This window comes from Mycobacterium talmoniae, assembly GCF_001854525.1.
Classification (GTDB): domain Bacteria; phylum Actinomycetota; class Actinomycetes; order Mycobacteriales; family Mycobacteriaceae; genus Mycobacterium; species Mycobacterium talmoniae.
On record NZ_MLQM01000068.1, the window covers coordinates 1 to 24,206 of the forward strand.

Here is a 24,206-nt window from a genome sequence, read left to right on the forward strand (position 1 = left end):
AGGTCACCACCGACGCGGTGCAGTTGTTCGGCGGCGCCGGCTACACCACCGACTTCCCGGTCGAACGCATGATGCGCGACGCCAAGATCACCCAAATCTACGAAGGCACCAACCAAATCCAACGCGTCGTCATGAGCCGCGCCCTACTGCGGTGACGCGAGGAGGTGACGACATGTACGACCCCGTCAGCTGGCTGGGGCCGATGGCCGACATCGCCAGGCTCGGACTATCGCTCGCGAATCGAGCGGAAGAGCAGATGGTGATGCTGCTGCGGGACCGGCTGAACGCCCATCCACCCGCGGAGTCTGCCGCCAGCCCCGCCGCCCCGCCCGCCGACTCGCTCAACACCAAGATGTCGCGGCTGCTCGACCGAGCGCTGGACCAAAGCACGCGGGGCTCTCAGGTGGAGCTCTATCACCGCCTGCTCGATCAGCTGGTCGCCGACGAGGCCCGGATCGTCGGCGCCCTGTCGGACGGGTCGGCGTCACCGCTCGTCAACGTTTATGCGTGGGCCCGTCCCCGGCTGCCACGGCAGCCGGTGCTGGAAAACGCGTGCCTGGTCGGCCGCACCGCCAACGTCGCACTGCCCCACCTGGTCCCGCAGTACGTCGGGCATCTGCTGCATCTGGGCCTGGTGGAGACCGGTCCGGAAGACCCGGCGATGAAGGCCGACTATGAGGTGCTGATGGCCGAGACGATGGTGCTCAAGGCGGTCAAGGCTGCGTCCCGCGGCCCGCTGGCCGCCAGCGTCGAAAAGCTGACCCTGAGCCTGTCACACCTGGGCCAGTCGCTGTGGGCAGCGGCCATGCGGCCGGATGCGGAATGAGCGTGCTCGTCGTCGCCGTGCAGACCTGGGGAGAGGTCAGGCGCGACGTCGGAGCCAACTGGCTGATCTACCTGTCCATGCCGTTCGTCGCCGCCTTCGTCGGGTGGAGCACGAAGATCGTGGCCCTCGAAATGCTGTACCGCCCGATGGAGTTCAAGGGCATCGGGCGGATCGGTTGGCAAGGTCTGGTGCCGCGGCGGGCCGGCAAGGTCGGGTCCACGACCATCGACCTGCTCACCGAGAACCTGCTGCGGCCCGAGGAACTCTTGGACCGGTTTGACACCAACGAAACACTCAACGCGCTTCACGAACCCCTCACCCGCGCCGTTGACGAGATGGCCCGCGAATTGGCCGAGCAGATCAGGCCGGGCCTGTGGGATTCGCTGCCGGCCGCGGCCCGCAACGCGGTCCAGGCACGGGTGAAAGCCCAAGCCCCCCGCATCACGCAGAGCATGCTCAACGACATGAAGGCCGATCTGGGTCGCTACATCGACATCAAGTACTTGGCGGTCACCACGCTGGTACGCAACAAAGCGAAGCTGAACAATCTGATGCGCGGGGTGAGCAACGACGCCATGGCGTTCGTGCGGCGCAGCGGCATCTACTTCGGACTGGTCATCGGCTCGGTGCAGATGGTGGCTTGGGGACTTTTTCACAACCCGTGGATCATGCCCGCCTTCGGGTTCGGCGTCGGCTTCATCAGCGACTGGATCGCACTCACCATGCTGTTTCGGCCCCTGGAACCGAAAAGGTTCCTGGGCATCATCTCCCTCCGGGGGCTGCTGCTCGCCCAGCGCGACAAGATCACCCGCCAGTACGCCAAAATCCTCGCCGACGACCTCTTCGCACCACGAAACCTCTTCGACGGCGTGCTCAACGGGCCCGGCTCCGACAAGCTCTTCGCGCTGGTCGCCAAGGAGATCGACGCCACGATCGATGCCCAGACCGGCGTCGCCACCCCTCTGGTCGCGCTCACCGTCGGTACAAAGCGCTACCGCGCGCTCAAGAACACCGTGGTCGACATGGTGCTCGACCGGCTACCCGGCACCCTGTTGGAGGCCCAGGACTACGCGAGGGGTGTCATCGACCTCGAACACGTCATCGCCGACAAGATGAACCAGCTCACCAACGAGCAGTACGAGTCCATCATGCGTCCCATCTTCAAAGACGACGAACCGCTCATGATCGCGGTCGGCGCCATCCTCGGGGGGCTCGTCGGGGAGATCCAGGTCCAGATCATCGACCACTTCGCGCGGTGAGAGCCCGCAGCCGGACCTCCATCGCGAGCAGACGCATAAGCACCACGAAACCGCTATTTTTGGGGTCCTTTGCGTCTGCTCGTGCGGCTAACCGCCCGCTGCGGCTGCCCGCAGTAGGCGCTCAACGGCCGGATCAGGGCATTGGCCGCCGTCTGTTCGATGACGTGCGCGGTCCAGCCGGTGACACGGCTCATCACGAACAGCGGGGTGAACATGGGGATGTCGAAGCCCATCAGGTGATATGCCGGCCCGGTCGGGAAGTCGAGGTTGGGTTTGATCCCGGTCGCCTCGGCCATCTCGGTCTCCAGCACCCGGTAGATCTCCAGCCAGCGATGCCCCTCGCGGGCCGCGGCGATCCGAGCCAGCGCCTCCTTCATCGTCGGCACCCGGGAGTCGCCGTTCTTGTACACCCGGTGGCCGAAGCCCATCACCTTCTCTTTGCGGGACAGTTTGCCGCGCAACCACTCCGCCGCCTTGTCCGGTGTGCCGATCTCGATCATGTCGTGCATGACCGCCTCGTTGGCGCCGCCGTGCAGCGACCCCTTGAGCGCCCCGATGGCCGCGGTCACCGCACTGTAGATATCCGACTGGGTCGAGGTCACCACCCGGGCCGCGAACGTCGACGCGTTGAAGCCGTGTTCGGCGTAGAGGATCATCGACTGCTCGAACGCCTCCACCACCACCCGCTCGGGCACCTCGCCGAAGCACATCCGCAGAAAGTTCTCGGCGTAGCCCAACTGGTGGTGCGGCGCGACCGGGGCCAGCCCGCGGCGCCGACGCATGTCCGCGGCGACAATGGTCGGCAGCACCGCGAACATCCGCAGCGCCTTGGCGTAGTTGGCGGCCTCGGCGCTGTCGTCCTCGTCGGGGTCTTCGGCGCCCAGATAGCTGATCGCGGTGCGCACCACATCCATCGGGTGGCAGCTGTCGGGCATCTTGGTCACCAGGGACAGCATCGACTGATCCAGCCGCCGGCTGGCCCGTTCCCGCTGGCAGAACAGCGCCAGCTCGGCATCGGTGGGCAGCTCGCCGTGCCACAGCAGGTAGGCGACCTGCTCGAAACTGCACTGGGCGGCCAAATCCTGCACCGGGTAGCCGCGGTAGGTCAGGGAGTTGGTTTCCGGAACCACCTTGGAAATAGCGGTGGTGTCCACCACCACACCGGCCAGGCCCTTCCGGATCTCTGCGGTTGCTGCGGTCACCGGTCGCCTCCTTGGAGGGTGAAATTGAAGAGGGCGTTATCGAATTCGTTGTAGTCCGCGTAGCGCAGCAGCTCGTAGAGCCGGCTGCGGTGCTGCATCCGGTCTAGGAGCCCGGATTGCGTTCCCTCGGCGGAGATTTCGCGCAGCCCGGATTCCACCGCGAACATCGCCAGCCGCAGCGTGGTGACCGGGAAGATCACCATGTTATAGCCGATGTCGGCCAGCTGGCGGGTGCTCAGCAGCGGCGACTTGCCGAACTCGGTCATATTGGCCAGCAGTGGGATATCCACCGCGGCGCGGAATTTCTCGAACTCGGCGGGATCGGCCAGCGCCTCGGTGAAGATCAGGTCGGCGCCGGCGTCGGCGTAGGCCCGGGCCCGCTCGATCGCGGCCGGCACCCCCTCGATCGACGCGGCGTCGGTGCGGGCGCAGATCACGAAATCGGGGTCGCGGCGCGCCGATACCGCCGCGCGCAGCCGCTGCACCATCTCGGCGGTCGGGACGACGGCCTTGCCGTCCAGGTGCCCGCACCGCTTGGGGTTGACCTGGTCTTCCAGGTGGCAGCCGGCCAGCCCGGCGTCCTCCAGCACGGTGACGGTGCGGGCCGCGTTCATCGGCTCCCCGAAGCCGGTGTCGGCGTCGATCAGGGCGGGCAGGTCGGTCACCGCCGCGATCTGCGCGCCGCGGTGAGCCACCTCGGTCAGCGTGGTCAGCCCGATGTCGGGCAGGCCCAGGTCAGCCGAGAGCACCGCACCGGAGACGTAGACACCCTCGAAGCCGATTTCGGCGATCAGCTTGGCCACCAGCGGTGAGAACGCGCCCGGGAAGCGTTGCAGTTGCCCGGAGTTCAGCCCGGCCCGAAACGCGGCCCGTTTGTCGGCGGCGCTGGCGGTCGCCCCCAGCATCATCGGAAGATCCCCGACGGAATCGTCGGTGCCTTGTCCAGCACGGTGGCGTCGACCCGGACGTTGAGCGCCGAGAGCGCGCCACCCTTCAGGTCGGCGAGCCCGTCGACCGCGGCCAGGAACCGTTGCTGCTCGGCCGGTTCCACGATGCCGTCGGCAAGCTCGGTGAACTTGCCGACGTACTGCTCGCGTCCGAACGGCCGCGCGCCCAGCGGGTGCGCGTCGGCGACCGCCAGTTCGTCGCTGATCACCTCGCCGTTTTTCAACGTCACCTCGGCCCGGGCCCCGAACGCCTTTTCGTTCGGATCGGTGGAGTGGTAGCGGCGGGTCCACTCCGGGTCCTCGACCGTCGAGATCTTGCGCCACAGCTCGATGGTGTCGGGCCGGTGCGCCCGCTCCGGGGCATACGAGCGTTCGTGGTGCCAGGTGCCGTCCTGCAGGGCGACGGCGAAGATGTAGGGCACCGAATGGTCCAGCGTCTCCCGGGACGCGTCCGGGTCGAACTTCTGCGGATCGTTCGAGCCGGTGCCGATCACCACGTGGGTGTGGTGGCTGGTGTGCAACACGATGGACGCCACCTGCTCGAGGTCGCCGATGCGCTCCCGCAGCCGCCGGGCCAGATCGATCGGCGCCTGGCTCTGGTATTCGGCGGAATGCTCCTTGGTGTAGCTGTCCAGGATCGCGCGTTTGGGCTCGCCGGGGCCGGGCAGCGGCACCTGGTAGGTGTGCTCGGGGCCGGCCAGCAACCAGGCGATCACCCCGTCCTCACCCTCCCAGATGGGGGCCGGGGCACCCTCGCCGCGCATCGCCCGGTCGACGGCTTCGATGGCCACCTTGCCGGCGTGGGCCGGGGCGAACGCCTTCCAGCTCGAGATCAGCCCCTTGCGGGACTGCCGGGTGGCGGTGGTCAGGTGCAGCGCCTGGCCGATCGCGTGGTAGATGGTCTCCGGGTCCAACCGCAGCATGGTGCCGATCCCGGCGGCGACCGACGGGCCCAGATGCGCGACGTGGTCGATCTTGTGCTGGTGCAGACAGATCCCCCGCACCAGGTCCATCTGGATCTCGTAGCCGGTGGCGATGCCGCGGATCAGGTCCGCGCCGCGCACCCCCAGCTGCTGGGCGACCGCCACCAGCGGCGGGATGTTGTCGCCGGGGTGGGAGTATTCGGCGGCCAGAAAGGTGTCGTGGAAGTCCAGTTCGCGCACCGCCACCCCGTTGGCCCACGCCGCCCATTCCGCCGAGTAGCTGCCGTCGACGCCGAACACCGTGCCGCCCTGGCGCGCCGGATGCGCCAGCGCCTGGGCGCGGGCCACGGTGACCGGGCGGCGCAGCACCGACGCGGCGCTGACGGCGGCGTTGTCGATGATCCGGTTGATCACCATCGCCTCGGTGTCGGCGGGCACCGCGACCGGGTCGGCGGCCACCTCCGCGATCTTCCAGGCGAGCTGCTCGGTGCGGGGAAAGTCGTCGGCGCTGCGCCGGGTCCGAACGGAATGCATCAACATAATCCACACGCTACGCAGCGGGGCAGCCGCGGAAAAGACCCTGTAATTGTGTAATTCTGCGTCCTGATCCGGACCGGTTTGCGAATGTTGCGAACATGGGCTGGGGTACCCTGTCGGCGGTGGCCAAGATGTTTTCCGGTGCACGGTTGCGGCGGCTCCGCGAGGAACGCGGGCTGACGCAGGCGGCGCTTGCCCGCGCCCTGGACCTGTCCACCAGCTACGTCAACCAGTTGGAGAACGACCAACGCCCGATCACGGTGGCGGTGCTGCTGGCGCTGACCGAGCGGTTCGACCTGCCCACCCAGTACTTCTCCCCCGACTCCGACGCGCGCCTGGTCGCCGACCTGCGTGACCTGTTCACCGCCACCGCGGGCGAGCACGCGGCCAGCGACACCCAGATCGAGGAATTGGTCGCCCGGATGCCCGAAATCGGCCGCAGCCTGGTCACCATGCACCGCCGGCTGCGCGATGCCACCGAGGAACTCGAGGGGTATCGCTCCCATGCGATCACCGAGACCCCGCTGCCGGCGGATCGGCCGATGCCGTTCGAGGAGGTCCGCGACTTCTTCTACGACCGCAACAACTACATCGGCGAACTCGATATGGCCGCCGAGCAGATGTTCGCCGACAGCGGGATGCGGATCGGCGGGCTGGATCTTCAGCTGGCGGAGCTGATGCGGACCCGGTTCGGTATCACCGTGGTGATCGACAACGCCCTGGCCGAGGGCGCGAAGCGGGCGTTCGACCCGGACACCGGGGTGTTGCGGGTCGCGCACTGGCTGCTGCCGGGCCAGCGCGCATTTCAGCTGGCCACCCAGCTGGCGCTGCTGACCCAGTCCGAGCTGATGTCGGACATTGTGGCCGGCGATGATCAGCTCAGCCCGGAGTCCCGCGGCGTGGCCCGGATCGGGCTCGCCAACTATTTCGCCGGTGCATTCCTGTTGCCGTATCGGCAGTTTCATGCCGCCGCCACCGACTTGCGCTACGACATCGACCTGTTGGCCCGCCGGTTCGAAGTGGGCTTTGAGACGGTGTGTCACCGGCTCTCGACGTTGCAGCGGCCACGACGACGGGGGGTGCCGTTCATCTTCGTCCGGATCGACAAAGCCGGCAATATCTCAAAGCGGCAGTCGGCCACCGCGTTTCATTTCAGCCGGGTCGGCGGCAGCTGCCCGTTATGGGTGGTGCACGACGCGTTTGCCCAGCCCGGCCGGATCGTCACCCAGGTCGCCCAAATGCCCGACGGCCGATCGTATTTCTGGATCGCCACCACCACCCCGCCCGAGGGGCGGGGTTATCTCGGCCAACACAAGAGCTTCGCCATCGGGCTGGGCTGCGACCTGGTGCACGCCGACAAGCTGGTGTACTCCACCGGGGTCGCACTCGACGACCCGACCACCGCGGTGCCGATCGGGGCGGGCTGCAAGATCTGCACCCGCGAGGCCTGCCCGCAGCGCGCGTTCCCGTACCTGGGCGGCCGGGTGGTGATCGACGAGAACACCAGCAGCGGGCTGCCCTATTCGCCGCGTCGCTACTGAAATCGACGTCCAAATTGACATACAGCCCCGAGAATCGGCGGTTTGCGCCATATAGACGTCGATCTCAGCGGGCACACCGGCTACCCGGCCTGTTTGACCGGCGGGCGGTAGAAGATCAGCAACTGCCCGACCGCGCCGGCCAGGCCCAGCAGCGCCGACAGCAGCAGGCCGTTCCAACCGTCCAGCCAGTTGTGTCCGAAGACGAGCCAGTCCAGGCTGTATTTGCCGGCGCCGAGCGTCGCCACCACAATCGCCGACACCGCCAGCACCAGGTTGTACTCCCAGCCCTCCTTGACGATGAAGAAGCCATTGTGGCGGTGCACCGTCCAGGCCGCGACCAGCATCAACGAGACGAATCCCGCGGCCGGGATCGGCGTGAGCAGCCCCGCCGCCAGCCCCAGGCCGGCGGCCGTCTCGGTGGAGGCGGCGACCACGGCGTGGAACGTGCCCGGCTTCATGCCGATACTGGCGAACCACCGCGCGGTCCCCGGGATGCGACCGCCGCCGAAAAACTTGTTCAACCCGTGCGCGGCCAGCGTCAGCCCCAGCACCAGCCGCAGAATCAGCAACGCAACATCAACAGACATATGTGTAAACCTAGATCATCGCCGGCGCACCGGCCACACCCCGCCGACCCAGTGCGTCAGTCGGCGGCGACGTGCAACGACTTCACCGCCGCCTGCACCACGTCGCGGCGTGCTTGATCACCGAACGGCGATGAGCCCAGAAAGTAGGTGCTGGGGCTGGTGCCGACGACGATGATGACCAGGTCGTCGCCCTTGATGGTCGGATCCTCGAAGGTCACCGGGACCGCCACGTCGATCTCGCTGGTCGAGATGCCGTCCAGGCGGCCGGACTTGGCCGACACCCCGGCTGCGGTCGCCGACGCTCCGTCGTACAGTTCGCTGACCACAATGCATTTGAGCATCAGCTTGGCCTGGTCGGCCAGACTCAACGACTGATCGAAGTTGGTGACGCCCACCGTCACTTGAGCGATCCAGCTCATGCTCGCGGTTTCGGAAACCGTTTCGTCCAGCGAGACCGCGTCAATCGAATTGGGCACTCGGTGCTCGGGCTTGGCCCGCCAGTCCGGTGCGACACTCTGCGGGAAGGACAAGCCCCCCGCGGACACCATCCCGTTGACCGGCAGCTGACCGCTGGACACGCTGTGCGTGCAATCGGTCGCCGATTGCGCATTGCGCGTCGTCGGTGCCGCCGCGGCCGAGGACGACGCCGTCGAGGCGGAGTGGTTACCACCGCGCATGATCACCGCGACCACGACAGCGACCACCACCACCACGATGGCCGCGCCGGCGCCGACGACGAGGGCCACCTTCCGCGGACGCTGGTGGTGACCGCCCGGCGGCGCCCCACCTGCTGCGGGAAAACCAGCCGGCGGCTGGCCAGCCGGGTTGGCGGGCCCGAACTGCTGGGGACCGTAGGCGGGCGGCCACGACCAACCCGGCGGGTCGCCGCCCTGCTCGCCGCCGCCGTACGGACTACTCATCCCGGTAAACCCCCCAGTTGCTCATTCCTGCCCATTCTCCCCCGCCCGCGCCGCGTGCAGGATCAGATATTGGGATCGGGTGACGAGAGGAGAACGGTGACCGACGTGGTGCTTGCCGAAATGATCGGCGAAGTGGCGCTGATAACGCTGCATCGGCCCGCCAAACGCAATGCGTTTACCGCCGAGATGGGACGCCGGCTCGGCGAGCGCTTCCGGCAATGCGACGACAACGACCGGGTGCGCGCGATCGTCCTCACCGGCACACCACCGGCGTTTTGCGCGGGCGCGGATCTGACACCGGGAACCGACACCTTCGCCGCACCCGTCGCGGATTTCAGCGCGTCCCCGGTCAGCCCACCGGCGTTCGCGCTGCGGAAACCGGTGATCGCCGCGGTGAACGGGCACGCGATCGGGATCGGACTGACCATCGCGCTGCAGGCCGACCTGCGCATCATGGCCGACGACGCCCGGTACGCGATCCCGCAGGTGCGTCTGGGCGTGCTACCGGACGCCATGGCGCACTGGACGCTGCCGCGGATCGCCGGGATGGCCAACGCCGCCGAACTCCTGCTGACCGGCCGGACCTTTGACGGCGCCGAGGCACTGCGGTTCGGGATCGCCAACCGGTCGCTACCGGCCGAGGAGGTGGTGCCCGCGGCGCTGCATCTCGCGGCGCAGATCGCGGCGAACGTTGCCCCGATGTCGGCGGCACTGTCCAAACGGCTGTTGTGGGATGCGGCGTGCCACGGCTATACCGCCGAGCAGGTCGCCGACCTGGAGACCGCCCTGCACCTGCGGGTGATGGGCAGCGCCGATGCCACCGAGGCCGTTCGCGCGTTCCGTCAGCGGCGCCAGCCGGAGTGGTCGGCGCGGCTGTCGACCGACTGGCAAGAGCTTCCCCGTCCCTGATCGTGTATTGCCCCGGTGGGACGGCGCGTGGTACGAGCTACCCATGCACCTCGCGATCATCGGCGCCGGCTCGGTCGGCAGCACATTGGGACAGGCCTGGCAACGGCGCGGGCACGACGTCCGGTACGGGGTGCGAAACCCCGACGACGAGAAGTACGCCGGCCGGGACGGCGTCACAACAAACGCCGACGCGGCCCAAGCGGCCGACGTCGTCGTGTTGTGCACGCCCTGGCAGGGCACCCGCCAGGCCCTGCAGTCCTGCGGCGATCTGAGCGGCAAAATCCTGATCGACTGCACCAACCCGCTGACCCCAGACTTCGCCGCATTGGAAGTCGGCCACACGAGTTCGGGCGCCGAACAGGTTGCCGGCTGGGCGTCGGGGGCGCGGGTGTGTAAGGCGATGAACCAGATCGGCGCGCCGATGATGGACGACCCGCAGTTGCCGGCGACGCCGGTGATGTTCGTCTGCGGTGACGACGACGCGGCCAAGGAGATCACCGCGGGCCTGGTCGGCGAGCTCGGCTTCCAGGCCGTCGACGCCGGCGAGTTGGCCCTCGCCCGGTTGTTGGAACCCTATGCATTGCTGTGGATTCACCTGGCGCTGCGCCGCGGGTTCGGCACGAACTGGGGCTTCGGCCTGCTGCACGGCGACTGACCTTCGCCGAGTGTGCGTCCAGGGCGGGATTTTTCGTCAAATCCCGCCCTGGCCGCACACTCGATGCCGGGCAAGCTCCTAGAGCGCCGCGTCGAGGCGGCGCAGATAGTCATCGATATCGCCGATCGTCGACTCGGCGGCGTGCACGCTGATCGCGACGGTGTCACCGATACCGTGCACGCCGTGGGTCAGCCCCATCGCCGGCGACAGCGCCGGATACCCGGCCGTCCACAGCACCGGGGCGTCGCCGAACCGCAGGTCGGCGGCGCCCCGGTGCACGCTGGACACCACCGTGTTGCCGCCCACCTGCTGCGGTCGGACATCCGGGTCGAACTGGCCGACACCCCAGCGCAGCAGCGGGGCGGGCACCGCGGCGAAGGCCCGATCCGCCGCGGCGGCCGCCGGATGCGCGGCGCGCCGCCGGCCGTCGGCCACATCGACCGCGATCCGCTCGGCCCGGGCCGGCGGCTCCAGCGTCGGGTACAACCCGACGCTCACATTGCGGAAGTGGTTGTGCGCCAGCCGGGCACCGGGTTTGGCCAGGGGCACCTCGGCGCCCAACCGATCGTCCGGGGTAGCGAGGTAGCCCGATAGCGCGGTGGACACCGCGGCCAGCACGCCGACGGTCACGGTGGGCCCGGGCAGCTGGGCGCGGTGGCGCACCAGGGTGCGTAGGGTGCGCGCACCGGCCGGCCGGGTATTGGTGGCCGCCACCGGCCAGGATCCGATCGGCTCCGGCACCAGCCCGGCTTCGGTATCGCGCACCAGGTGGCGATGGGCGCGCGCCGCCACGGCCGCGCGCCACGGCAGGAAACCGCGCGGCGGCCGCGGCAACGCGGGCACCGGCGCGTTGCGGCCAAATAGCCAGGCCGCCAGCGCGGATGCCCGCGCGCCGTCGGCCAGCGCGTGCGCGACCTGTAGCACCGCGACGGTGGCCGGGCCGGTCCCGCCGGGCACGTCGTGCACCGGGGGGAACACGTGCAACCGCCACGGACCGCGACGGATGTCGAGCTGGTCGTCGGCGAGCCGGGCTACCGCGTCCAGGCAACCGCGCCAGGTGTCGTCGGTGAGCGCGTGGCGCACCACCCCGACGTGCGCGGTCGCCGGCACCCAGGTCGGGTAGGTCAGGCCGCATCCGTCGTCGACCCGCATGGTCAGGTCGCCGCAGGCGCGGGCGCGGGTGAGCACCGCATCCACGGCGTCGTCGAAATCCGAAGGCACACCGGCGAAGACGTACAGCAAAAATTCGTCGTTGGGGATCTTGGCCGACATCCAGTAGAACTGCGCGTCGACCGCGGCCATCCGCTGCGGGGTCATCGGGCCTCAGGCAGGTGAGCCGACGAAGTCGAGCACCAGCTCGGCCACCTCGTCGGGCGCCTCGAGCTGCAGGAAGTGCCCGGCGTGCTCGACGACGGCGACATCGCTGCCGGTCGGCAGCACCATATCCACCCAACGCGCGAAAGCCGATGTCATGCACCCGTCGTCGTGGCCGTGCAGGTACAGGCTCGGTATTTGCGGTGGCTGCAGCCAGTGTCGGTGCAGCTCGGCGTAGCGGGCCGGCGGCCGGCGGTTGCGGATCGTCGCTCGGTACGGCCCGAGGGCGGCGCGCCAGCCCTCGGGGGTGCCGATGGCGGCGTCGACGTGGCGCAGATCCTCTTCGGCGTCATAGCCCGGCGACCATCGCCGCCACAGCAGCGGTAGCACCCAGGAGGTGGAACGTTCAGGCAGCCAGGGCAATTGGAAGTAGCTGATGTACCAGCTGCGCACCAGCTGAGCCGGGAGATGGCCGGCGGCCCGGAGCCGGTCGGTCAACCGTTCCATCGTGCGAAACGCCGCCGGTGGGGGCACCGACATGATCACGGCCTTGGCGAATGGACTGTCCGGCGCGGCGGCCAGCCCGGTGGCGGCCAGTGCCCCCCAGTCGTGGCCGATCACCACATCACGGTCGGTGCCGCCCGCCGCCGAACGCACCTGCAGCGCGTCGTCCATCAATGCGCCGATGTGATAGCTGCCGTCGTCCGGGATCGACGACGGCGCATAACCGCGCATAAACGGCGCCACCACCCGCCAGCCCGCCGCGACCAGCCGGGGTGCCAGCTTGCGCCACCCGTAGGCGGTATCCGGAAACCCATGCAGGCACAGCGCGATGGGGGCGCTTTTCGGGCCCCAGCTCAATGCCCTGAGCTCGACTTCCGGAGCCTGCACATCGATCCAGCGCGGTTCAGCAGTCACAAGCGCCGCTCCTCCTCTTCGCCTATACGGGGTCGAATCCCGCGACCAGCCAGCGTCCGCCGACCTTGTCCAGGGTCACCCGGTAACTCGCGGGAACCTCCACGGGCGGGGAGGAATCGGTCACCATGGTCCGATCGGCGAATACCAGCACCACGGCATGGTTCACGCTGACCGACACCGCCGCCGCCCCGGGCACGCTGACGGTTTCCGAGATATGCCGTTCCTTCGCGTTGGGCACCACCTGGTCGTGAGCCAACTGCAGGTAGGTATCCCGGAAGCCGTCGGTGGTCAACGCCCGCGCCGCGGCCACGTCGCTGTCCACCGTGTCGGGGCTATACGACAGCATCGCGACGGTGGAATCGATTGCCGCATCAGTAGATTCGGCCCGCATCAGGTCTGAGCTGCGACTGGCCTGATCCTGCCACTTCAGCCAACCGGCGGCCATCGCCAGCAGCAACACCAGCGCGGGCGCCACACCGTAGGCCAGCACCCGCACCGGGTTGACCCGCCGGGTGGCCGGGGCGATCACCGGGCGTTCGTCGCTGCTGTCGGTCATCGCACCAACTCCACGTCGGCGACCTTCATCTGCTTCCCCGCCTTCTCCACCAGCATCCGCATCCGCAGCCCCTGCGGGGGCTTGTCCAGCCCGCCAAGGTGCTTGGACCGCACGCTGACCGCCACCAGTACCTGCGCCTGATTGCCCGCTTCCGACGACAGCGCGGCCTCGGTCGCGGTACCCACCGCTTTCGACTCCTCCCGTTTGACGGTGTCAATGAGGTCGTGTGAGCGCCGAGCGAAGCTGGCGTAAAAGCTGCCGGTCGCCAGGTCCAGGACACGCTGCACGTCGTCCTCGGGGTGCTGGTAGTCGATCGTGGTGATATTCGCCGCCTCCTGCCGGGCCACCGCGACGATCAGGTCGCGGTGCGCCTCGACGTCACGCCCCTGCTGGGTGCGGAAACCAAGCCAGCCGACGACGACCGTCAGCACGATCGCCCCGATCAGCCCGACCGCCAGCGTCGCCACCTCGGGCGAGATCCTCGACCGCGCCGCACCGGTACCGCCGGTCGGCCGCTCATTCGCTTCCCCCTCGGGGGCAGCAGTGTCCTCTGCCATCTGTGCTCCTGTTCGGCACTTCGGGCCAGGTTGACCGGCCTTCTCACGGGCTGTCCGCTTCAAACTACGCGCCGGTGGCTGGATCGTACCGTTGGGTGCGGCGGGTGCAGCCGCGGCGCACGGGCTCGGTAACGTCAGATCGATCCCACCGAGAGGACGCCCCGTGAGCAACGTCAGCAGCACCGTCCAGACCGTCGAGTTCGCCGGCGCGGGCGGGATCACTCTGGTCGCCGACGAGTGGAACCGGGGCAACACCACCGCCGACCGGCCGACCATCCTGATGCTGCACGGCGGCGGGCAGAACCGGTACTCCTGGAAGAACACCGGCCAGATCTTGGCCGACGCCGGGTACCACGTCATCGCGATCGACACCCGCGGCCACGGTGACAGCGATCGGGCGCCGGGCGCCGACTACGCCCTCGAGACGCTCACCCACGACGTGCTGCACGTCGTGGAGGCGATCGGCCGGCCGGTGGTGCTGATCGGCGCGAGCATGGGTGGGCTGACCGGTATCTTGGCCGCCGAGCAGGCGGGACCCGAGCGGGTGCGGAAGCTGGTGCTCGTCGACGTGGTGCCCCGGTACGAAAAGGACGGCAGCGCGCGCATCCGCGACTTCATGTTCAGCAACATCGACGGCTTCGACACGCTCGAGCAGGCCGCCGACGCGGTCGCCGCCTACCTGCCGCACCGGACCAAGCCGCGCAGCCCGGACGGGTTGAAGAAGAACCTGCGCCAGCGCGACGGCCGCTGGTATTGGCACTGGGACCCGGCGCTGCTGACCAAACCCGGCGACGATCCCGCGCTGCGCACCGACAAGCTCGAGCACGCCGCCAGTGCCCTGCAGATCCCAATCCTGCTGATCCGCGGCAAACTCTCCGATGTGGTCAGCGCCGAGGGCGTCCGGGATTTCCTGGACAAGGTGCCGCACGCCGAGTTCGTCGAACTCTCCGACGCCGGGCATACTGCTGCCGGCGACGACAACGACGCCTTCAGCGACGTCGTCGTGCAATTCGTCAGCCGCTGAAGGACCGGAGGCCGTCATCCGCGATTACGTCTACGACCAGAACTTCGCCGAGGAGCGCACGCGGCTAGCCAGCTCCGAGCAGCTCTGGGATCCGGGCAGCCAACAGGTGCTTGAGGACCTCGGGGTCGGCGCGGGCTGGAACTGTCTGGAGGTCGGTGCGGGGGTCGGGTCGCTGGTCGAATGGATGGCCGGCCGCGGCGCCAGTGTGCTGGCCGTCGATATCGATACCCGGTTCATCGAACCGCTGGCCAGCGACCGTGTCGAGATCCGCCGGGTCGACATCCGCAGCGACGACCTCCCGGCGTCGCAGTTCGATCTGGTCCACGCGCGGCTGGTGCTGGAGCACCTCGCCGAGCGCCGCCAGATCGTGCGCCGCCTGGTCGACACGCTGCGCCCCGGGGGCTGGCTGATGATCGAGGACTACGACTGGAGCAGCTTCGGCTTCGACGGCACCAATCCGCAGCTGGACCGCGCCGCCGAGGCGATCATCGCGTTCATGCAGCAGGCCGGCTACGACCCGGGGTACGGCCGTCGGGTCTTCGACGATCTGACCGCCGCCGGCCTCACCGACATCCGCGGCGACGGGCGGGCCCGAATCATCGACTCCCACTCACCGGGCTTCGACTTCTACCGGCTGACCTTCGAAAGCATTCGTGATGCGGTGGTCCAAGCCGGGCTGCTCGCCGCCGACGACGCCGACGCCGCATCCGCGGGGCTGCGCACCGACGTTCGCCTGTTCACCCCGATGATGGTCGCCGCGATCGGCCGGCGGGAGTCTCGTTGAGATTGCGCACACGGTCGTTGCTCGACAGGTGAGCACAGCCCTGGCCGCAATCTCAACGGGTGCGGAAAGATACTGACCGTGGTTACCGGCCCCATGATCGCGGTCTACGCGCTGGCGGGCATCGCCGCGATCGAGGCGGTCGGGCTGCTGGTGCTGTGGCGGCGGCTGACCCGCAGCCGCGCCGAGGCCGACGAGCTGCGGCACCGCGCCGACACCCGAAATTGGCTGCTGTCCGGCGGCCGCGAGGCCGTCAAGACCGTCTGGCAGACCGCCAACCTGGTCCGCAAGGAGGGGTTCGGCGCGGCGGTGCGCAGCTCGATCGAAGACCTTGCCGACTGGGCCGAAGTCGAGCGGCCGGACCTGGCCCGCATCACACCCGACGGCAGGGTGGTCATCCTGTTCTCCGACATCGAGGGGTCCACCGTCCTCAACGAGCGGATCGGCGACCGTGCCTGGGTGAAGTTGATCAGCGGCCACGACGAGCTGGTCGGCCGGCTGGTCCACAAGCACGGCGGGCACGTGGTGAAAAGCCAGGGCGACGGCTTCATGATCGCCTTCGCCCACGCCGAGCAGGCCGTGCGCTGCGCGATCGACATCCAGCACGCGCTCGACAGACAAAACCGGAAGCGGCAGCACGCAATTCGGGTGCGGATCGGCATTCACCTGGGCCGCTCGGTGCGCCGCGGCGACGACCTGTTCGGCCGCAATGTCGCGATGGCGGCGCGGGTGGCGGCGCAGGCCGACGGCGGGCAGATCCTGGTCAGCGAACCGGTGCGGGACGCGGTCGCCGACTGCGACGACATCGCCGTCGACGACGGACGTGCCGTCGAGCTTAAGGGCTTCACCGGCACCCATCGGCTGTACAGCGTGGAGTGTTAGCCGTCTCCAACCGCTTCGGATTCGGCCAGGCGCTGATGCAGCCGGGCCCGGATCTCGTCGGCGGTGTAGGCGTTGCGTCGCCGCTGGTCGCGGGCGACCAGCACTCCCCCGGCGGCGACCCCGACAACCCCGGCCAGTCCGATCCACTTCCAGATGCTGCGCATGGACACACCCTATGCAGGGCTGCCGCGACGGTCGACACGCTCTATGGTGCTGTCGTGGACGCGCACACGGTGACCCTGGATCGGGCACTGCAGGAAACCCGCACCGGCGACATTTGGCTGTTCCGGGGCCGATCCGGGCCGGACCGCACCATCCAGACCCTGTCCAACGCGCCGGTGAACCACGTCGGGATGACGGTGGCCATCGACGACCTGCCGCCGTTGATCTGGCATGCCGAGCTCGGCGACAAGTTGACCGATGTCTGGACCGGCACCAATCACCGCGGGGTGCAACTCAACGACGCGCGGGAAGCCGTCCACCAGTGGACGCAGCGCTATCACCAGCGGTGCTGGTTGCGACAGCTGACCCCCTTCGCCGACCGGAACCAGGAAGACCGGCTGCTGCGCGTCATCGCCCGGATGGATGGCACCGCGTTCCCGACCACCGCGCGGCTGACCGGTCGGTGGCTGCGCGGGCGCATCCCGACGACCTACGACTGGGTGCGCGGAATCCCGCTGCTGGACAAGAAGGTTGGCGAGGCAACGCGGCGACGCAAGGTGCAGCGGCGCGCCGTCGGGGTGGAGACCGCCTACTGCGCGGAGACGGTGGCCATCACCTACGAGGAGATGGGCCTGTTGACCACCGAAAAGCATTCCAACTGGTTCGATCCCGGATCGTTTTGGAGCGGCGACATTCTGCCGCTGACCCCGGGGTACGAACTGAGCCGGGAGATCGCCGTCGTCGAGTAATCGCCATCTCGCCCAACCAGATCAGCATCGCGGTCACCGGAAAGACCGCGCCCAGCGCGCACACCGCGCCCCACCCCCAGGCGCCGTAGGCGACGGCCGAGAACACGCTGCCCAGCGAGCCCGCGGTGAAATAGCTGGTCATGTAGGCGGTGTTGAGCCGGCTGCGCGCCGCGGGCCGCAGCGGGTAGAACACGCTCTGGTTGGTGATGTGGGTGCCCTGGATGCCGAGATCCAGCAGGGCCACACCGACGGCCAGCGCCACCACCCGGGTTTGGCCGAGCCACAGCAGCAGGAAACTGACGGCGGTGAGCGCGACGAACACGCCGGTCTGCGCCCGCGCATAGCCGCGGTCGGCCAGCGTGCCCGCGACTTTCGCCGCGACGGCCCCGGCCACACCGAACAGGGTGAACGCCCCGATCCGTCCGTCCGACCAGTGGTAGCTGCCGGCCAGCATGAACCCGACACTGGTCCAAAACACCCCAAAACAGGCGTAGGTGAGCATCCCGTAGGCCATCCGCAGCCGCAGCACGGGTTCCTCGCGAACGATCGCGACGACGGAGCCGAGCAACCGGCCGTAGCTCATCCGCACCTCCGGCGGCCGGATCGGCAGCGTGCGCACCAGCGCACAGCTGATCAGCATCAGCGCGGCGGCCACCACGAACACCGCCCGCCACCCAGCCACCGCGGCGATCAGGCCGGCGACCACCCGCGAGAGCAGAATGCCCAGCAGCAGACCGGTCATCACGCTGCCGATGACGCGACCGCGTTCGTCCTCATGCGCCAAGGCGGCGGCGAACGGCACCAGCACCTGCCCGACCACCGAGCCCAGGCCGACCAGGACCGCGGCGGCCGCCAGCACCGGCCAACTCGGCGCCCACGCCATCCCCAGCAGGCACCCGCAGGTGCCGATCAGCATCGCGGTCAGCAACGTGCGCCGCTCCACCAGGTCACCCAGCGGCACCAGCAGCGCCAGGCCGATCGCGTAGCCCACCTGGCTGGCGGTGACGATCAGGCCCACGCTGGTGCTCGACGCCTGAAACTGGCGCGCGATGGTGTCCACCAACGGTTGCGCGTAATAGCTGTTGGCCACCACCAGACCGGACGCCAGCGCCATCACCAGCACCAGTCGGCGGTCCATCCGGGCGGGAGCGGCTGCGGCGGTAACGGACATGGCGCCATGGTCGCGCCACCCGACCCTGATGTAAAACAAGCGAATCGACTTAATTTAAGAAGTAATATCGATATATGGAGTTTCGGCAGCTGCAGCACTTCGTGGCGGTCGCCGAGGCCGGGCATTTCAGCCACGCCGCCGACGAGCTGAACATCTCCCAGTCGGGCCTGAGCGCGTCGGTGCGCGCGCTGGAGCGGGCGCTGGCCGTCCCGGTGTTCGAGCGCACCACCCGGTCGGTGGTGCTTACCGCCGCCGGGCGCACCCTGCTGGGCCATGCCCGACGCATCCTGCGGGAGGTGGAGGCCACCGAAGCGTCGCTCGCGGCGGTCCGCGACGCCCAGGCGGGCACGCTCGCGATCGGCGTGGTGCAAACCTTTACCGCCGTGGACCTGCCCGCCGCCATTGCCCGGTTGCACGCCGGGCATCCGCGGGTGCAGATGCTGCTGCGTGAGGCACCAACGGCGGATCTGCTGGCGGCGGTCGACGACGGGGAACTGGATCTAGCGTTCGTCGCGCTCGACGCCACGCCGCTGCCGGCCGGGCTGATCGCCTTGCGCGACTACCCCGAGACGTTGGTGGTGGTCGTCGGCGCGGAGCATCCGCTGGCAAACCGCGGCCCGGTGCGGTTGGCGGACCTAGCCGACCAGCCGTTCGTCGAGTTTCAGGCCGGCCTCGGATTGCAGACCGTGGTCGCGGCGCTGTTTCGCGACGCCGGCGTACCGCGCCAGATCGCCTTTCGCACCAGCCAGATGGAGCAGGCGCTGAGCCTGGTTGGGCACGGGCTCGGGGTGGCGGTGGTTCCGGAGCCCGTCGCCCGTCGCAGCGGGCTGCCGGTGCTGCAGCTGGGTCCGGTCGGCGACGACGGGACGCCGCCGGTCCGCCGGCTGGCCCTGGTCGGCCGGACCACGGTCCCGACCAACCCGGCCGCCCGCGCTTTTCTGGCGCTGGTGCCGGCATAGGCATAAAACCGCATAAAGCGGCTTCAGCAATTACCGGTTAGCGGTTAAATATCGACGTTTTCGCCGTCGGGAGTTTCCGGCGCGGGAAGTGGCTCTTCCTCTTCAGCGTTCACGAAAACCGCTTCTTCCACGGGCGCCGGCTCTTCGATGGGGGCCGGTTCGTCCACGGGAAATTCTTCGTTGACGAGAACCGCGGGCGCCGGATCCTCCACGGGGCCAGGCTCATCGAAGTCGCCGTCCGGGAGCTGATCCGCGGGCAAAAACATGTGATGCGTGAATTGGCTTTGGTAGGCGCCGCCGCCGCCGATCCGCACGCCGCCGCCCTCGCCGCTGGACACGGGCGTGCCGTCCGGCAAGGTCACCGCGGTGTGGTGAGAATTCCAGCCCACGACCAATGCATTGGGGGCAGTTCCGTATTGGAAACCGCGTGCGAGCAGGGCCGCCTCTTCATTACCGGTGTTGAACCGGTCGCCAAATGTCGGCCGGCCGGTTGCCGTATTGGTCACCCACGACGCCAAACCGGAACAATCTGTACCGGCGGGAGAATCCCCACCGGGAATGTACGGCGTCCCCGAAACCTGGTGGATCAGGGCCACCAACGAAGCTAGAGCAAACATGAGCGGGGACATTAACAAGGGGTTGTATAGGCAATCAAAATTTGTGCGAAGGGTCACGAACCGTACGTTCGATGACCTGCGTTACATCGCAGACTCGATCCGAGACAGGTAACTCGGGAGGTTTTCCAACCCCCTGGTCAGATGGCTTTTCTGGCCCGTAAATAACTACTGTTCCACACTTCGCGCCGACTTTGAATAGCCCACACGGCCGTCGGCGCTATCTGTGACCGACGTCATATCCGGGTCCCCGTTATCACGCCGCGTCCGCGGCGAAATCACCGCGTTGCGAAAGGCGGGCAACGCAGGTCACCGATAGGCAGCCCGGCGATGCGCGATGTGGATAACGCGGACGACCACCCGTTCGTCGAAGACCTGATAGATCACCCGGTATTCACCGCGCCGCGCGGAGTACCGTCCCTCCAATTGGCCGCGAAGCGGCTTGCCGACCCGGTGGGGATTCTCGGCGAGCGGTCCTCGGATGAATTCCCAGCACGCGATCGCCACCGCCGGGGGCAGGAGGTCGGTCAACGCCTTCTTGGCAGCCTTCGTCAACTCGACCCGATAGGTCACTGCGGGAGCCGCCCGGCGGCGCGCATCTCCTCCGTCACCTCGTCGAGCGGGTAGACGTGACCGGCTTCAGCCTCGGCCTCAGCCGCCCGCAGCTCGTGCATCAGCTCGGGGTCGCCGAGGATGTCCAGCGTCTCCATGATCGAGTCGTAGTCCTCGGCGGATAGCAGCACTGCGGCACGCCGCCCCTGACGGGTCACCTCGATCCGCTGATGCGTCCGCACTGCGTCGTCGACCAACCTCGACAGATTGGCCCGCACCTCGGCAAGCGGCAGCGTCGTCATGTACAGAATTCTAGTGCGCTCCGGTGCTTCCGATGCGCGACAGCACTGCCTCGGCCCCCGCAGCTTTGGAGGCCGGCCTCAGCGGCGACATCCGGTATCAACGTCGTCGGGTGGCGGGCATACCGCGACCGAGATCAGTGCCACGAGCTACACGTGAAACCGGAAATCCACCGCATTCCGGCACAGAGCAACTCTTGGACCGGCACAACAATCGCCGAAGTTCGGTCACTCGATCGCGGCGCGGACGATCTCGGCGACACGCTGCTCGGTGACGTCGTCCAGGCCATCGAAGTACCAGGCCGCAGGAATCAATCGTCCGTCCTTGCCTCCGGTGGGCTTGAGCGTGGCTTTGTCGCTCACCCCAAGGCTCATCAGCTCGTCGTTCCGGAAGAAGACCAGGACGGGACTGCTCGCGGACTTGGCATAGCCGGGCATGCCGTACCAAATTCGCGGCCTGAGTTCGGGCGCAGCAGCGACGATCACGTCATGCATGCGTCGCATGATGCCCCGCGCAGGCTCATCCATTCCCGCGATCTTGTCGAGGACCTGCTTGAGGTTCTTTTCGTCCTTCGTAGCCACTGTCATGTCCTTTCGTCGGCCGATATCGATCTACCGGCGCGGTGGAGTTGGCGCGCCAGAAGGCGCAGCACCCCATTTCGGACATGTCCTGAGCAGCTCAGGCCCCTCCGCAATGATTCAGGTGATCGTTCACCTGGAAGCGCAGAACGTGGCAAGCATTGTCGCCACGCACGCACATTAGCATTCAGGCCAGGCGCTCGCCCGCGTCGTCATCGACAAGCTCCTCGCCGCAGGACGGTCCGCCGCCCAGCTCGTCGCCTCACGGGGTCAGGAGCGTCTTGCCGCGGAGACGCCCCTCGCGGAGGGTCGGCAGCGTCCATCACTTAGCCACGATGCCGCGCGAGGATGACCTGTGACCTCAGGCTCTCGCCTGGAAACGAGAACACAAATTCACTGGCCAGAAGGCACTCTCACACGTTGAACCGGAACTCCACCACGTCACCGTCGGCCATCACGTAGTCCTTACCCTCCATGCGCACCTTGCCGGCGGCCTTGGCGGCGGCCATCGACCCGGCCTCGATCAGATCGTCGTAGGAGACGATCTCGGCTTTGATGAAACCCTTTTCGAAGTCGGTGTGGATCACCCCGGCCGCCTTGGGCGCGGTGTCGCCCTGGTGAATCGTCCAGGCCCGCGCCTCCTTGGGCCCCGCGGTCAGGTAGGTCTGCAGGCGCAGGGTGTGGAAACCGGCCCGTGCCAACGCGTCCAGGCCCCGCTCGGTCTGCCCGATCGACTCCAGCAGCTCGGCGGCCGACTCGTCGTCGAGCTCGATGAGCTCGGCCTCGATCTTGGCGTCCAGGAACACCGCGTCGGCCGGGGCGACCAACTCGCGCAACTCGCTGACCCGGCCCGCGTCGGTCAGCACCGCCTCGTCGGCGTTGAACACGTACAGGAACGGTTTGGTGGTCAACAGGTTCAGCTCCCGCAGCGGCGCCGCATCGATACCGGCGGAGAACAGCGTCGTCCCGCCGTCGAGCACCTGCTGGGCGGCCACGGCCGCCTCATGGGCGGGTTTGCGCTCCTTATTGTTGCGGGCTTCCTTCTCCAGTCGCGGCACCGCGCGCTCCAAGGTCTGCAAATCGGCGAGGATCAGCTCGGTCGCGATGATCTCGATGTCGGCCTCGGGGTCGACCTTGCCGTCGACGTGCACCACGTCGTCGTCGGAGAAGACCCGCACCACCTGGCAGATCGCGTCACATTCCCGGATATTGGCCAGGAACTTGTTGCCCAGCCCGGCGCCCTCGGAGGCACCTTTGACGATGCCGGCGATATCGACGAATGTCACCGGCGCCGGCAGGATGCGCTCCGATCCAAAGATCTCCGCCAGCCGGGCCAGCCGCGGATCCGGCAGCGGCACCACCCCCTCGTTCGGCTCGATCGTCGCGAACGGGTAGTTGGCGGCCAGCACGTTGTTGCGGGTCAGCGCGTTGAACAGGGTTGACTTACCGACATTGGGTAACCCCACGATTCCCAGGCTCAGGCTCACAGGTAGCCAAGTCTAGAGGGGGGTGTGACCGACGCCCGCGGGCCATGAGGCATGGTCTTGAAAGGTGTTTGTGTCGCCAGCCGGTACGGTCGACGTGTGTTAGCACAGCGGGCGAGGTCAGCGGTGGCCGCCGAGCATCGCTCGATCCACCCCCGCCTGGCTGGCGTGCCCTGGTGGGCGGCCATTTTGACCGCCGCAACCGCGACGGCGGTCGGGTTCGCCTTCGACGCCGGGTCGGGCAATAAAGAACTGACTCATGTGTTCGCCGCACTGTATGTATTGGGCTGCGTGGCCGCGGTGCTCGCCGTCCAGCAGTCGGGGGTGTTCACCGCCGTCATCCAACCGCCGCTGATCCTGTTCTGCAGCGTGCCCGGCGCCTACTGGCTGTTCCACGGCGCGGCGTTCCCGGGGCTCAAGAACGTCCTGATCAACTGCGGCTACCCGCTGATCGAGCGGTTCCCGCTGATGCTGTTCACCTCGGTCGCGGTACTGCTGATCGGAATGGTCCGCTGGTACATCGGGATGGCGGCACGGCTGGGCGCGGCGTCGACGGCCAAGGGCGGCGCCGGGCGGGCGGCGGGAATTGTTGCGAAACTCACCTCGATCGTGGGTCGCCCGGCCGCGGGCGACGAGGACCCCGACGACAAGGCCTCGGCCAGGACGTCGCGCCGGCACACCATCGAGCGGCCCGCACGGGCCGCGGCCCGCGGGACCCGTGCGGGCAAGACCGCGAAGGCCACCAAGCGGACCGCGCCGACCCGGTCCCGGCATATCCGTCCGCCGGTGGATGACCCGTCCGAGCCGCCGGTGGAGCGGCCGCGTCGGCGCCGCCCCGACTACTCCCGCGACGCCGACGCCGCCCCCGAACCGCGCCGTCGGCCCCGGGAGCGTGAGCCGCGCGACCCGAACCGACGCGGCCAGCCGCCGCGCGAAGGCCGCGCCGACCCGCATGTGCGTAAGGGCCGCCCGACGCGCAGCGCCCGCGTCGACCCGTACGAGTCCGCCGACCCGCCGGAACGGCCACGTCGCCGGCAACCGGCAGCCAAGGGCACCAACGGCGCCAGTTCAACGCATCACCCGATCTCGCGGGTGCGCTATCGCGGCGCGACCGACAAGGACGCACCGCGGCCGCGCCCCCAGCGCAAATCCGAGCCGGAGTCCTGGGAATACGACATCTGACGCCGCCGCGGCGCCGCCGAGTGTGCGGTGTCATACGCGAAACGGCGCTCAGGCTCAAGTGATCGCTGCAACACCTATCGGGAAGGTGTTGGTGCGGTATGGGTTATCAGACGGGGT

General features: G+C 68.3%; 27 protein-coding genes and 1 pseudogene. 12 read left to right on the top strand and 16 right to left on the bottom strand.

The window, feature by feature from the left end:
• From BKN37_RS27775 to BKN37_RS13850, 3 genes are all read left to right on the top strand, one after another.
• A partial coding sequence (locus BKN37_RS27775) for an acyl-CoA dehydrogenase family protein (protein WP_278184949.1) occupies window positions 1-155 on the top strand: 155 nt, incomplete at its 5' end.
• Window positions 156-172: 17 nt separating this feature from the next.
• Window positions 173-826 (top strand): Abi-alpha family protein, encoded by a 654-nt coding sequence (locus tag BKN37_RS13845; protein ID WP_071026745.1) that lies wholly within the window; start codon window positions 173-175, stop codon window positions 824-826.
• Entirely contained in the window at window positions 823-2,085 is a 1,263-nt protein-coding gene (locus BKN37_RS13850) for a DUF445 domain-containing protein (RefSeq protein ID WP_071026748.1), read from the top strand. Before BKN37_RS13845 ends, BKN37_RS13850 begins: the two co-directional genes overlap by 4 nt.
• Window positions 2,086-2,138: 53 nt before the next feature.
• Here the strand turns inward: BKN37_RS13850 and BKN37_RS13855 are convergent, their stop codons facing one another.
• Genes BKN37_RS13855 through prpD form a run of 3 tightly spaced genes read right to left on the bottom strand, consistent with a single transcriptional unit; the run spans window position 2,139 to window position 5,697 of the window.
• A complete protein-coding gene (locus BKN37_RS13855; RefSeq protein ID WP_071026749.1) occupies window positions 2,139-3,287 on the bottom strand; it encodes a bifunctional 2-methylcitrate synthase/citrate synthase in 1,149 nt (382 codons plus the stop codon).
• Window positions 3,284-4,195 carry a methylisocitrate lyase gene (gene prpB, locus BKN37_RS13860; protein ID WP_071026751.1) on the bottom strand — a complete coding sequence of 304 codons (912 nt, stop codon included), beginning with the start codon at window positions 4,193-4,195 and terminating at the stop codon, window positions 3,284-3,286. The genes BKN37_RS13855 and prpB overlap by 4 nt, the downstream gene beginning before the upstream one ends.
• The gene (prpD, locus tag BKN37_RS13865; RefSeq protein ID WP_071026753.1) at window positions 4,192-5,697 is read right to left on the bottom strand and encodes a 2-methylcitrate dehydratase PrpD; all 1,506 of its coding nucleotides are present in this window, start codon (window positions 5,695-5,697) and stop codon (window positions 4,192-4,194) included. Before prpD ends, prpB begins: the two co-directional genes overlap by 4 nt.
• A gap of 95 nt (window positions 5,698-5,792) precedes the next feature.
• Between prpD and BKN37_RS13870 the strand changes: the two genes are divergently transcribed.
• Entirely contained in the window at window positions 5,793-7,235 is a 1,443-nt protein-coding gene (locus tag BKN37_RS13870) for a short-chain fatty acyl-CoA regulator family protein (protein ID WP_083341777.1), read from the top strand.
• An 80-nt stretch (window positions 7,236-7,315) separates the two neighbouring features.
• On the opposite strand, the gene BKN37_RS13875 is transcribed toward BKN37_RS13870, so the two are convergent.
• Both BKN37_RS13875 and BKN37_RS13880 read right to left on the bottom strand, forming a co-directional pair.
• A complete protein-coding gene (locus BKN37_RS13875) occupies window positions 7,316-7,822 on the bottom strand; it encodes a DoxX family protein (protein ID WP_071026755.1) in 507 nt (168 codons plus the stop codon).
• Window positions 7,823-7,878: 56 nt separating this feature from the next.
• Window positions 7,879-8,742, bottom strand: coding sequence for a hypothetical protein (locus tag BKN37_RS13880; protein WP_131823601.1), 864 nt, complete (start codon window positions 8,740-8,742; stop codon window positions 7,879-7,881).
• Window positions 8,743-8,838: 96 nt separating this feature from the next.
• Between BKN37_RS13880 and BKN37_RS13885 the strand changes: the two genes are divergently transcribed.
• Together BKN37_RS13885 and BKN37_RS13890 are read left to right on the top strand one after the other, a co-directional pair.
• Window positions 8,839-9,651, top strand: a complete 813-nt coding sequence (locus tag BKN37_RS13885; RefSeq protein WP_071026759.1) for an enoyl-CoA hydratase/isomerase family protein — start codon at window positions 8,839-8,841, stop codon at window positions 9,649-9,651.
• Between the two features lie 43 nt (window positions 9,652-9,694).
• Window positions 9,695-10,306, top strand: a complete 612-nt coding sequence (locus BKN37_RS13890) for an NADPH-dependent F420 reductase (protein ID WP_071026761.1) — start codon at window positions 9,695-9,697, stop codon at window positions 10,304-10,306.
• 78 nt (window positions 10,307-10,384) lie between these two features.
• Here the strand turns inward: BKN37_RS13890 and BKN37_RS13895 are convergent, their stop codons facing one another.
• Genes BKN37_RS13895 through BKN37_RS13910 form a run of 4 tightly spaced genes read right to left on the bottom strand, consistent with a single transcriptional unit; the run spans window position 10,385 to window position 13,651 of the window.
• Window positions 10,385-11,623 (bottom strand): WS/DGAT/MGAT family O-acyltransferase, encoded by a 1,239-nt coding sequence (locus BKN37_RS13895; RefSeq protein WP_071026763.1) that lies wholly within the window; start codon window positions 11,621-11,623, stop codon window positions 10,385-10,387.
• A gap of 6 nt (window positions 11,624-11,629) precedes the next feature.
• Window positions 11,630-12,538, bottom strand: coding sequence for an alpha/beta fold hydrolase (locus tag BKN37_RS13900; protein ID WP_071026765.1), 909 nt, complete (start codon window positions 12,536-12,538; stop codon window positions 11,630-11,632).
• A gap of 22 nt (window positions 12,539-12,560) precedes the next feature.
• Window positions 12,561-13,094: a hypothetical protein gene (locus BKN37_RS13905; protein ID WP_242657247.1), complete on the bottom strand. Its 534-nt coding sequence runs from the start codon at window positions 13,092-13,094 to the stop codon at window positions 12,561-12,563.
• Window positions 13,091-13,651 (bottom strand): Mce protein, encoded by a 561-nt coding sequence (locus BKN37_RS13910; protein ID WP_242657248.1) that lies wholly within the window; start codon window positions 13,649-13,651, stop codon window positions 13,091-13,093. The genes BKN37_RS13905 and BKN37_RS13910 overlap by 4 nt, the downstream gene beginning before the upstream one ends.
• 163 nt (window positions 13,652-13,814) lie before the next feature.
• On the opposite strand from BKN37_RS13910, the gene BKN37_RS13915 reads away from it, so the two are divergent.
• From BKN37_RS13915 to BKN37_RS13925, 3 genes are all read left to right on the top strand, one after another.
• Entirely contained in the window at window positions 13,815-14,675 is an 861-nt protein-coding gene (locus BKN37_RS13915) for an alpha/beta fold hydrolase (RefSeq protein WP_071026767.1), read from the top strand.
• A 106-nt stretch (window positions 14,676-14,781) separates the two neighbouring features.
• Entirely contained in the window at window positions 14,782-15,459 is a 678-nt protein-coding gene (locus BKN37_RS13920; RefSeq protein WP_242657249.1) for a class I SAM-dependent methyltransferase, read from the top strand.
• A gap of 93 nt (window positions 15,460-15,552) precedes the next feature.
• Window positions 15,553-16,338: an adenylate/guanylate cyclase domain-containing protein gene (locus BKN37_RS13925; protein ID WP_071026770.1), complete on the top strand. Its 786-nt coding sequence runs from the start codon at window positions 15,553-15,555 to the stop codon at window positions 16,336-16,338.
• Here BKN37_RS13925 and BKN37_RS29205 read toward each other — a convergent pair.
• A complete protein-coding gene (locus BKN37_RS29205; RefSeq protein ID WP_095407083.1) occupies window positions 16,335-16,502 on the bottom strand; it encodes a hypothetical protein in 168 nt (55 codons plus the stop codon). The two genes, BKN37_RS13925 and BKN37_RS29205, sit on opposite strands and share 4 nt — an antisense overlap.
• Window positions 16,503-16,556: 54 nt before the next feature.
• On the opposite strand from BKN37_RS29205, the gene BKN37_RS29210 reads away from it, so the two are divergent.
• Window positions 16,557-17,249 (top strand): guanylate cyclase, encoded by a 693-nt coding sequence (locus tag BKN37_RS29210; RefSeq protein WP_071026772.1) that lies wholly within the window; start codon window positions 16,557-16,559, stop codon window positions 17,247-17,249.
• Window positions 17,250-17,292: 43 nt separating this feature from the next.
• Here BKN37_RS29210 and BKN37_RS13935 read toward each other — a convergent pair.
• A pseudogene (locus tag BKN37_RS13935) lies at window positions 17,293-18,420 on the bottom strand (MFS transporter); the annotation flags it as partial.
• 74 nt (window positions 18,421-18,494) lie between these two features.
• Here BKN37_RS13935 and BKN37_RS13940 point away from each other — a divergent pair.
• Window positions 18,495-19,379, top strand: a complete 885-nt coding sequence (locus BKN37_RS13940) for a LysR family transcriptional regulator (protein WP_071026775.1) — start codon at window positions 18,495-18,497, stop codon at window positions 19,377-19,379.
• A 44-nt stretch (window positions 19,380-19,423) separates the two neighbouring features.
• On the opposite strand, the gene BKN37_RS30380 is transcribed toward BKN37_RS13940, so the two are convergent.
• From BKN37_RS30380 to ychF, 5 genes are all read right to left on the bottom strand, one after another.
• Window positions 19,424-20,053 (bottom strand): peptidoglycan endopeptidase, encoded by a 630-nt coding sequence (locus BKN37_RS30380; protein WP_423212791.1) that lies wholly within the window; start codon window positions 20,051-20,053, stop codon window positions 19,424-19,426.
• Between the two features lie 249 nt (window positions 20,054-20,302).
• Window positions 20,303-20,566, bottom strand: a complete 264-nt coding sequence (locus tag BKN37_RS13950) for a type II toxin-antitoxin system RelE family toxin (RefSeq protein ID WP_071026779.1) — start codon at window positions 20,564-20,566, stop codon at window positions 20,303-20,305.
• The gene (locus BKN37_RS13955) at window positions 20,563-20,847 is read right to left on the bottom strand and encodes a type II toxin-antitoxin system Phd/YefM family antitoxin (protein ID WP_071026781.1); all 285 of its coding nucleotides are present in this window, start codon (window positions 20,845-20,847) and stop codon (window positions 20,563-20,565) included. The genes BKN37_RS13950 and BKN37_RS13955 overlap by 4 nt, the downstream gene beginning before the upstream one ends.
• Window positions 20,848-21,072: 225 nt before the next feature.
• Window positions 21,073-21,432 carry a DUF1801 domain-containing protein gene (locus BKN37_RS13960; RefSeq protein WP_071026783.1) on the bottom strand — a complete coding sequence of 120 codons (360 nt, stop codon included), beginning with the start codon at window positions 21,430-21,432 and terminating at the stop codon, window positions 21,073-21,075.
• A gap of 404 nt (window positions 21,433-21,836) precedes the next feature.
• Window positions 21,837-22,910 (bottom strand): redox-regulated ATPase YchF, encoded by a 1,074-nt coding sequence (gene ychF, locus BKN37_RS13965; RefSeq protein WP_071026785.1) that lies wholly within the window; start codon window positions 22,908-22,910, stop codon window positions 21,837-21,839.
• A 96-nt stretch (window positions 22,911-23,006) separates the two neighbouring features.
• Between ychF and BKN37_RS13970 the strand changes: the two genes are divergently transcribed.
• Window positions 23,007-24,089, top strand: coding sequence for a DUF6542 domain-containing protein (locus BKN37_RS13970; protein WP_095407084.1), 1,083 nt, complete (start codon window positions 23,007-23,009; stop codon window positions 24,087-24,089).
• Window positions 24,090-24,206 lie beyond the last annotated feature (117 nt).

What these genes read in the sequence shown, in the direction of transcription:
- BKN37_RS13845 (WP_071026745.1), top strand. Translation starts at nt 173, where the DNA reads ATGTACGACCCCGTCAGCTGGCTGGGGCCGATGGCCGACATCGCCAGG.
- BKN37_RS13850 (WP_071026748.1), top strand. Translation starts at nt 823, where the DNA reads ATGAGCGTGCTCGTCGTCGCCGTGCAGACCTGGGGAGAGGTCAGGCGC.
- prpB (WP_071026751.1), bottom strand. Translation starts at nt 4,195, where the DNA reads ATGATGCTGGGGGCGACCGCCAGCGCCGCCGACAAACGGGCCGCGTTT.
- prpD (WP_071026753.1), bottom strand. Translation starts at nt 5,697, where the DNA reads ATGTTGATGCATTCCGTTCGGACCCGGCGCAGCGCCGACGACTTTCCC.
- BKN37_RS13870 (WP_083341777.1), top strand. Translation starts at nt 5,793, where the DNA reads ATGGGCTGGGGTACCCTGTCGGCGGTGGCCAAGATGTTTTCCGGTGCA.
- BKN37_RS13875 (WP_071026755.1), bottom strand. Translation starts at nt 7,822, where the DNA reads ATGTCTGTTGATGTTGCGTTGCTGATTCTGCGGCTGGTGCTGGGGCTG.
- BKN37_RS13880 (WP_131823601.1), bottom strand. Translation starts at nt 8,742, where the DNA reads ATGAGTAGTCCGTACGGCGGCGGCGAGCAGGGCGGCGACCCGCCGGGT.
- BKN37_RS13890 (WP_071026761.1), top strand. Translation starts at nt 9,695, where the DNA reads ATGCACCTCGCGATCATCGGCGCCGGCTCGGTCGGCAGCACATTGGGA.
- BKN37_RS13895 (WP_071026763.1), bottom strand. Translation starts at nt 11,623, where the DNA reads ATGACCCCGCAGCGGATGGCCGCGGTCGACGCGCAGTTCTACTGGATG.
- BKN37_RS13905 (WP_242657247.1), bottom strand. Translation starts at nt 13,094, where the DNA reads ATGACCGACAGCAGCGACGAACGCCCGGTGATCGCCCCGGCCACCCGG.
- BKN37_RS13910 (WP_242657248.1), bottom strand. Translation starts at nt 13,651, where the DNA reads ATGGCAGAGGACACTGCTGCCCCCGAGGGGGAAGCGAATGAGCGGCCG.
- BKN37_RS13925 (WP_071026770.1), top strand. Translation starts at nt 15,553, where the DNA reads ATGATCGCGGTCTACGCGCTGGCGGGCATCGCCGCGATCGAGGCGGTC.
- BKN37_RS29205 (WP_095407083.1), bottom strand. Translation starts at nt 16,502, where the DNA reads ATGCGCAGCATCTGGAAGTGGATCGGACTGGCCGGGGTTGTCGGGGTC.
- BKN37_RS13940 (WP_071026775.1), top strand. Translation starts at nt 18,495, where the DNA reads ATGGAGTTTCGGCAGCTGCAGCACTTCGTGGCGGTCGCCGAGGCCGGG.
- BKN37_RS13955 (WP_071026781.1), bottom strand. Translation starts at nt 20,847, where the DNA reads ATGACGACGCTGCCGCTTGCCGAGGTGCGGGCCAATCTGTCGAGGTTG.
- BKN37_RS13960 (WP_071026783.1), bottom strand. Translation starts at nt 21,432, where the DNA reads ATGACAGTGGCTACGAAGGACGAAAAGAACCTCAAGCAGGTCCTCGAC.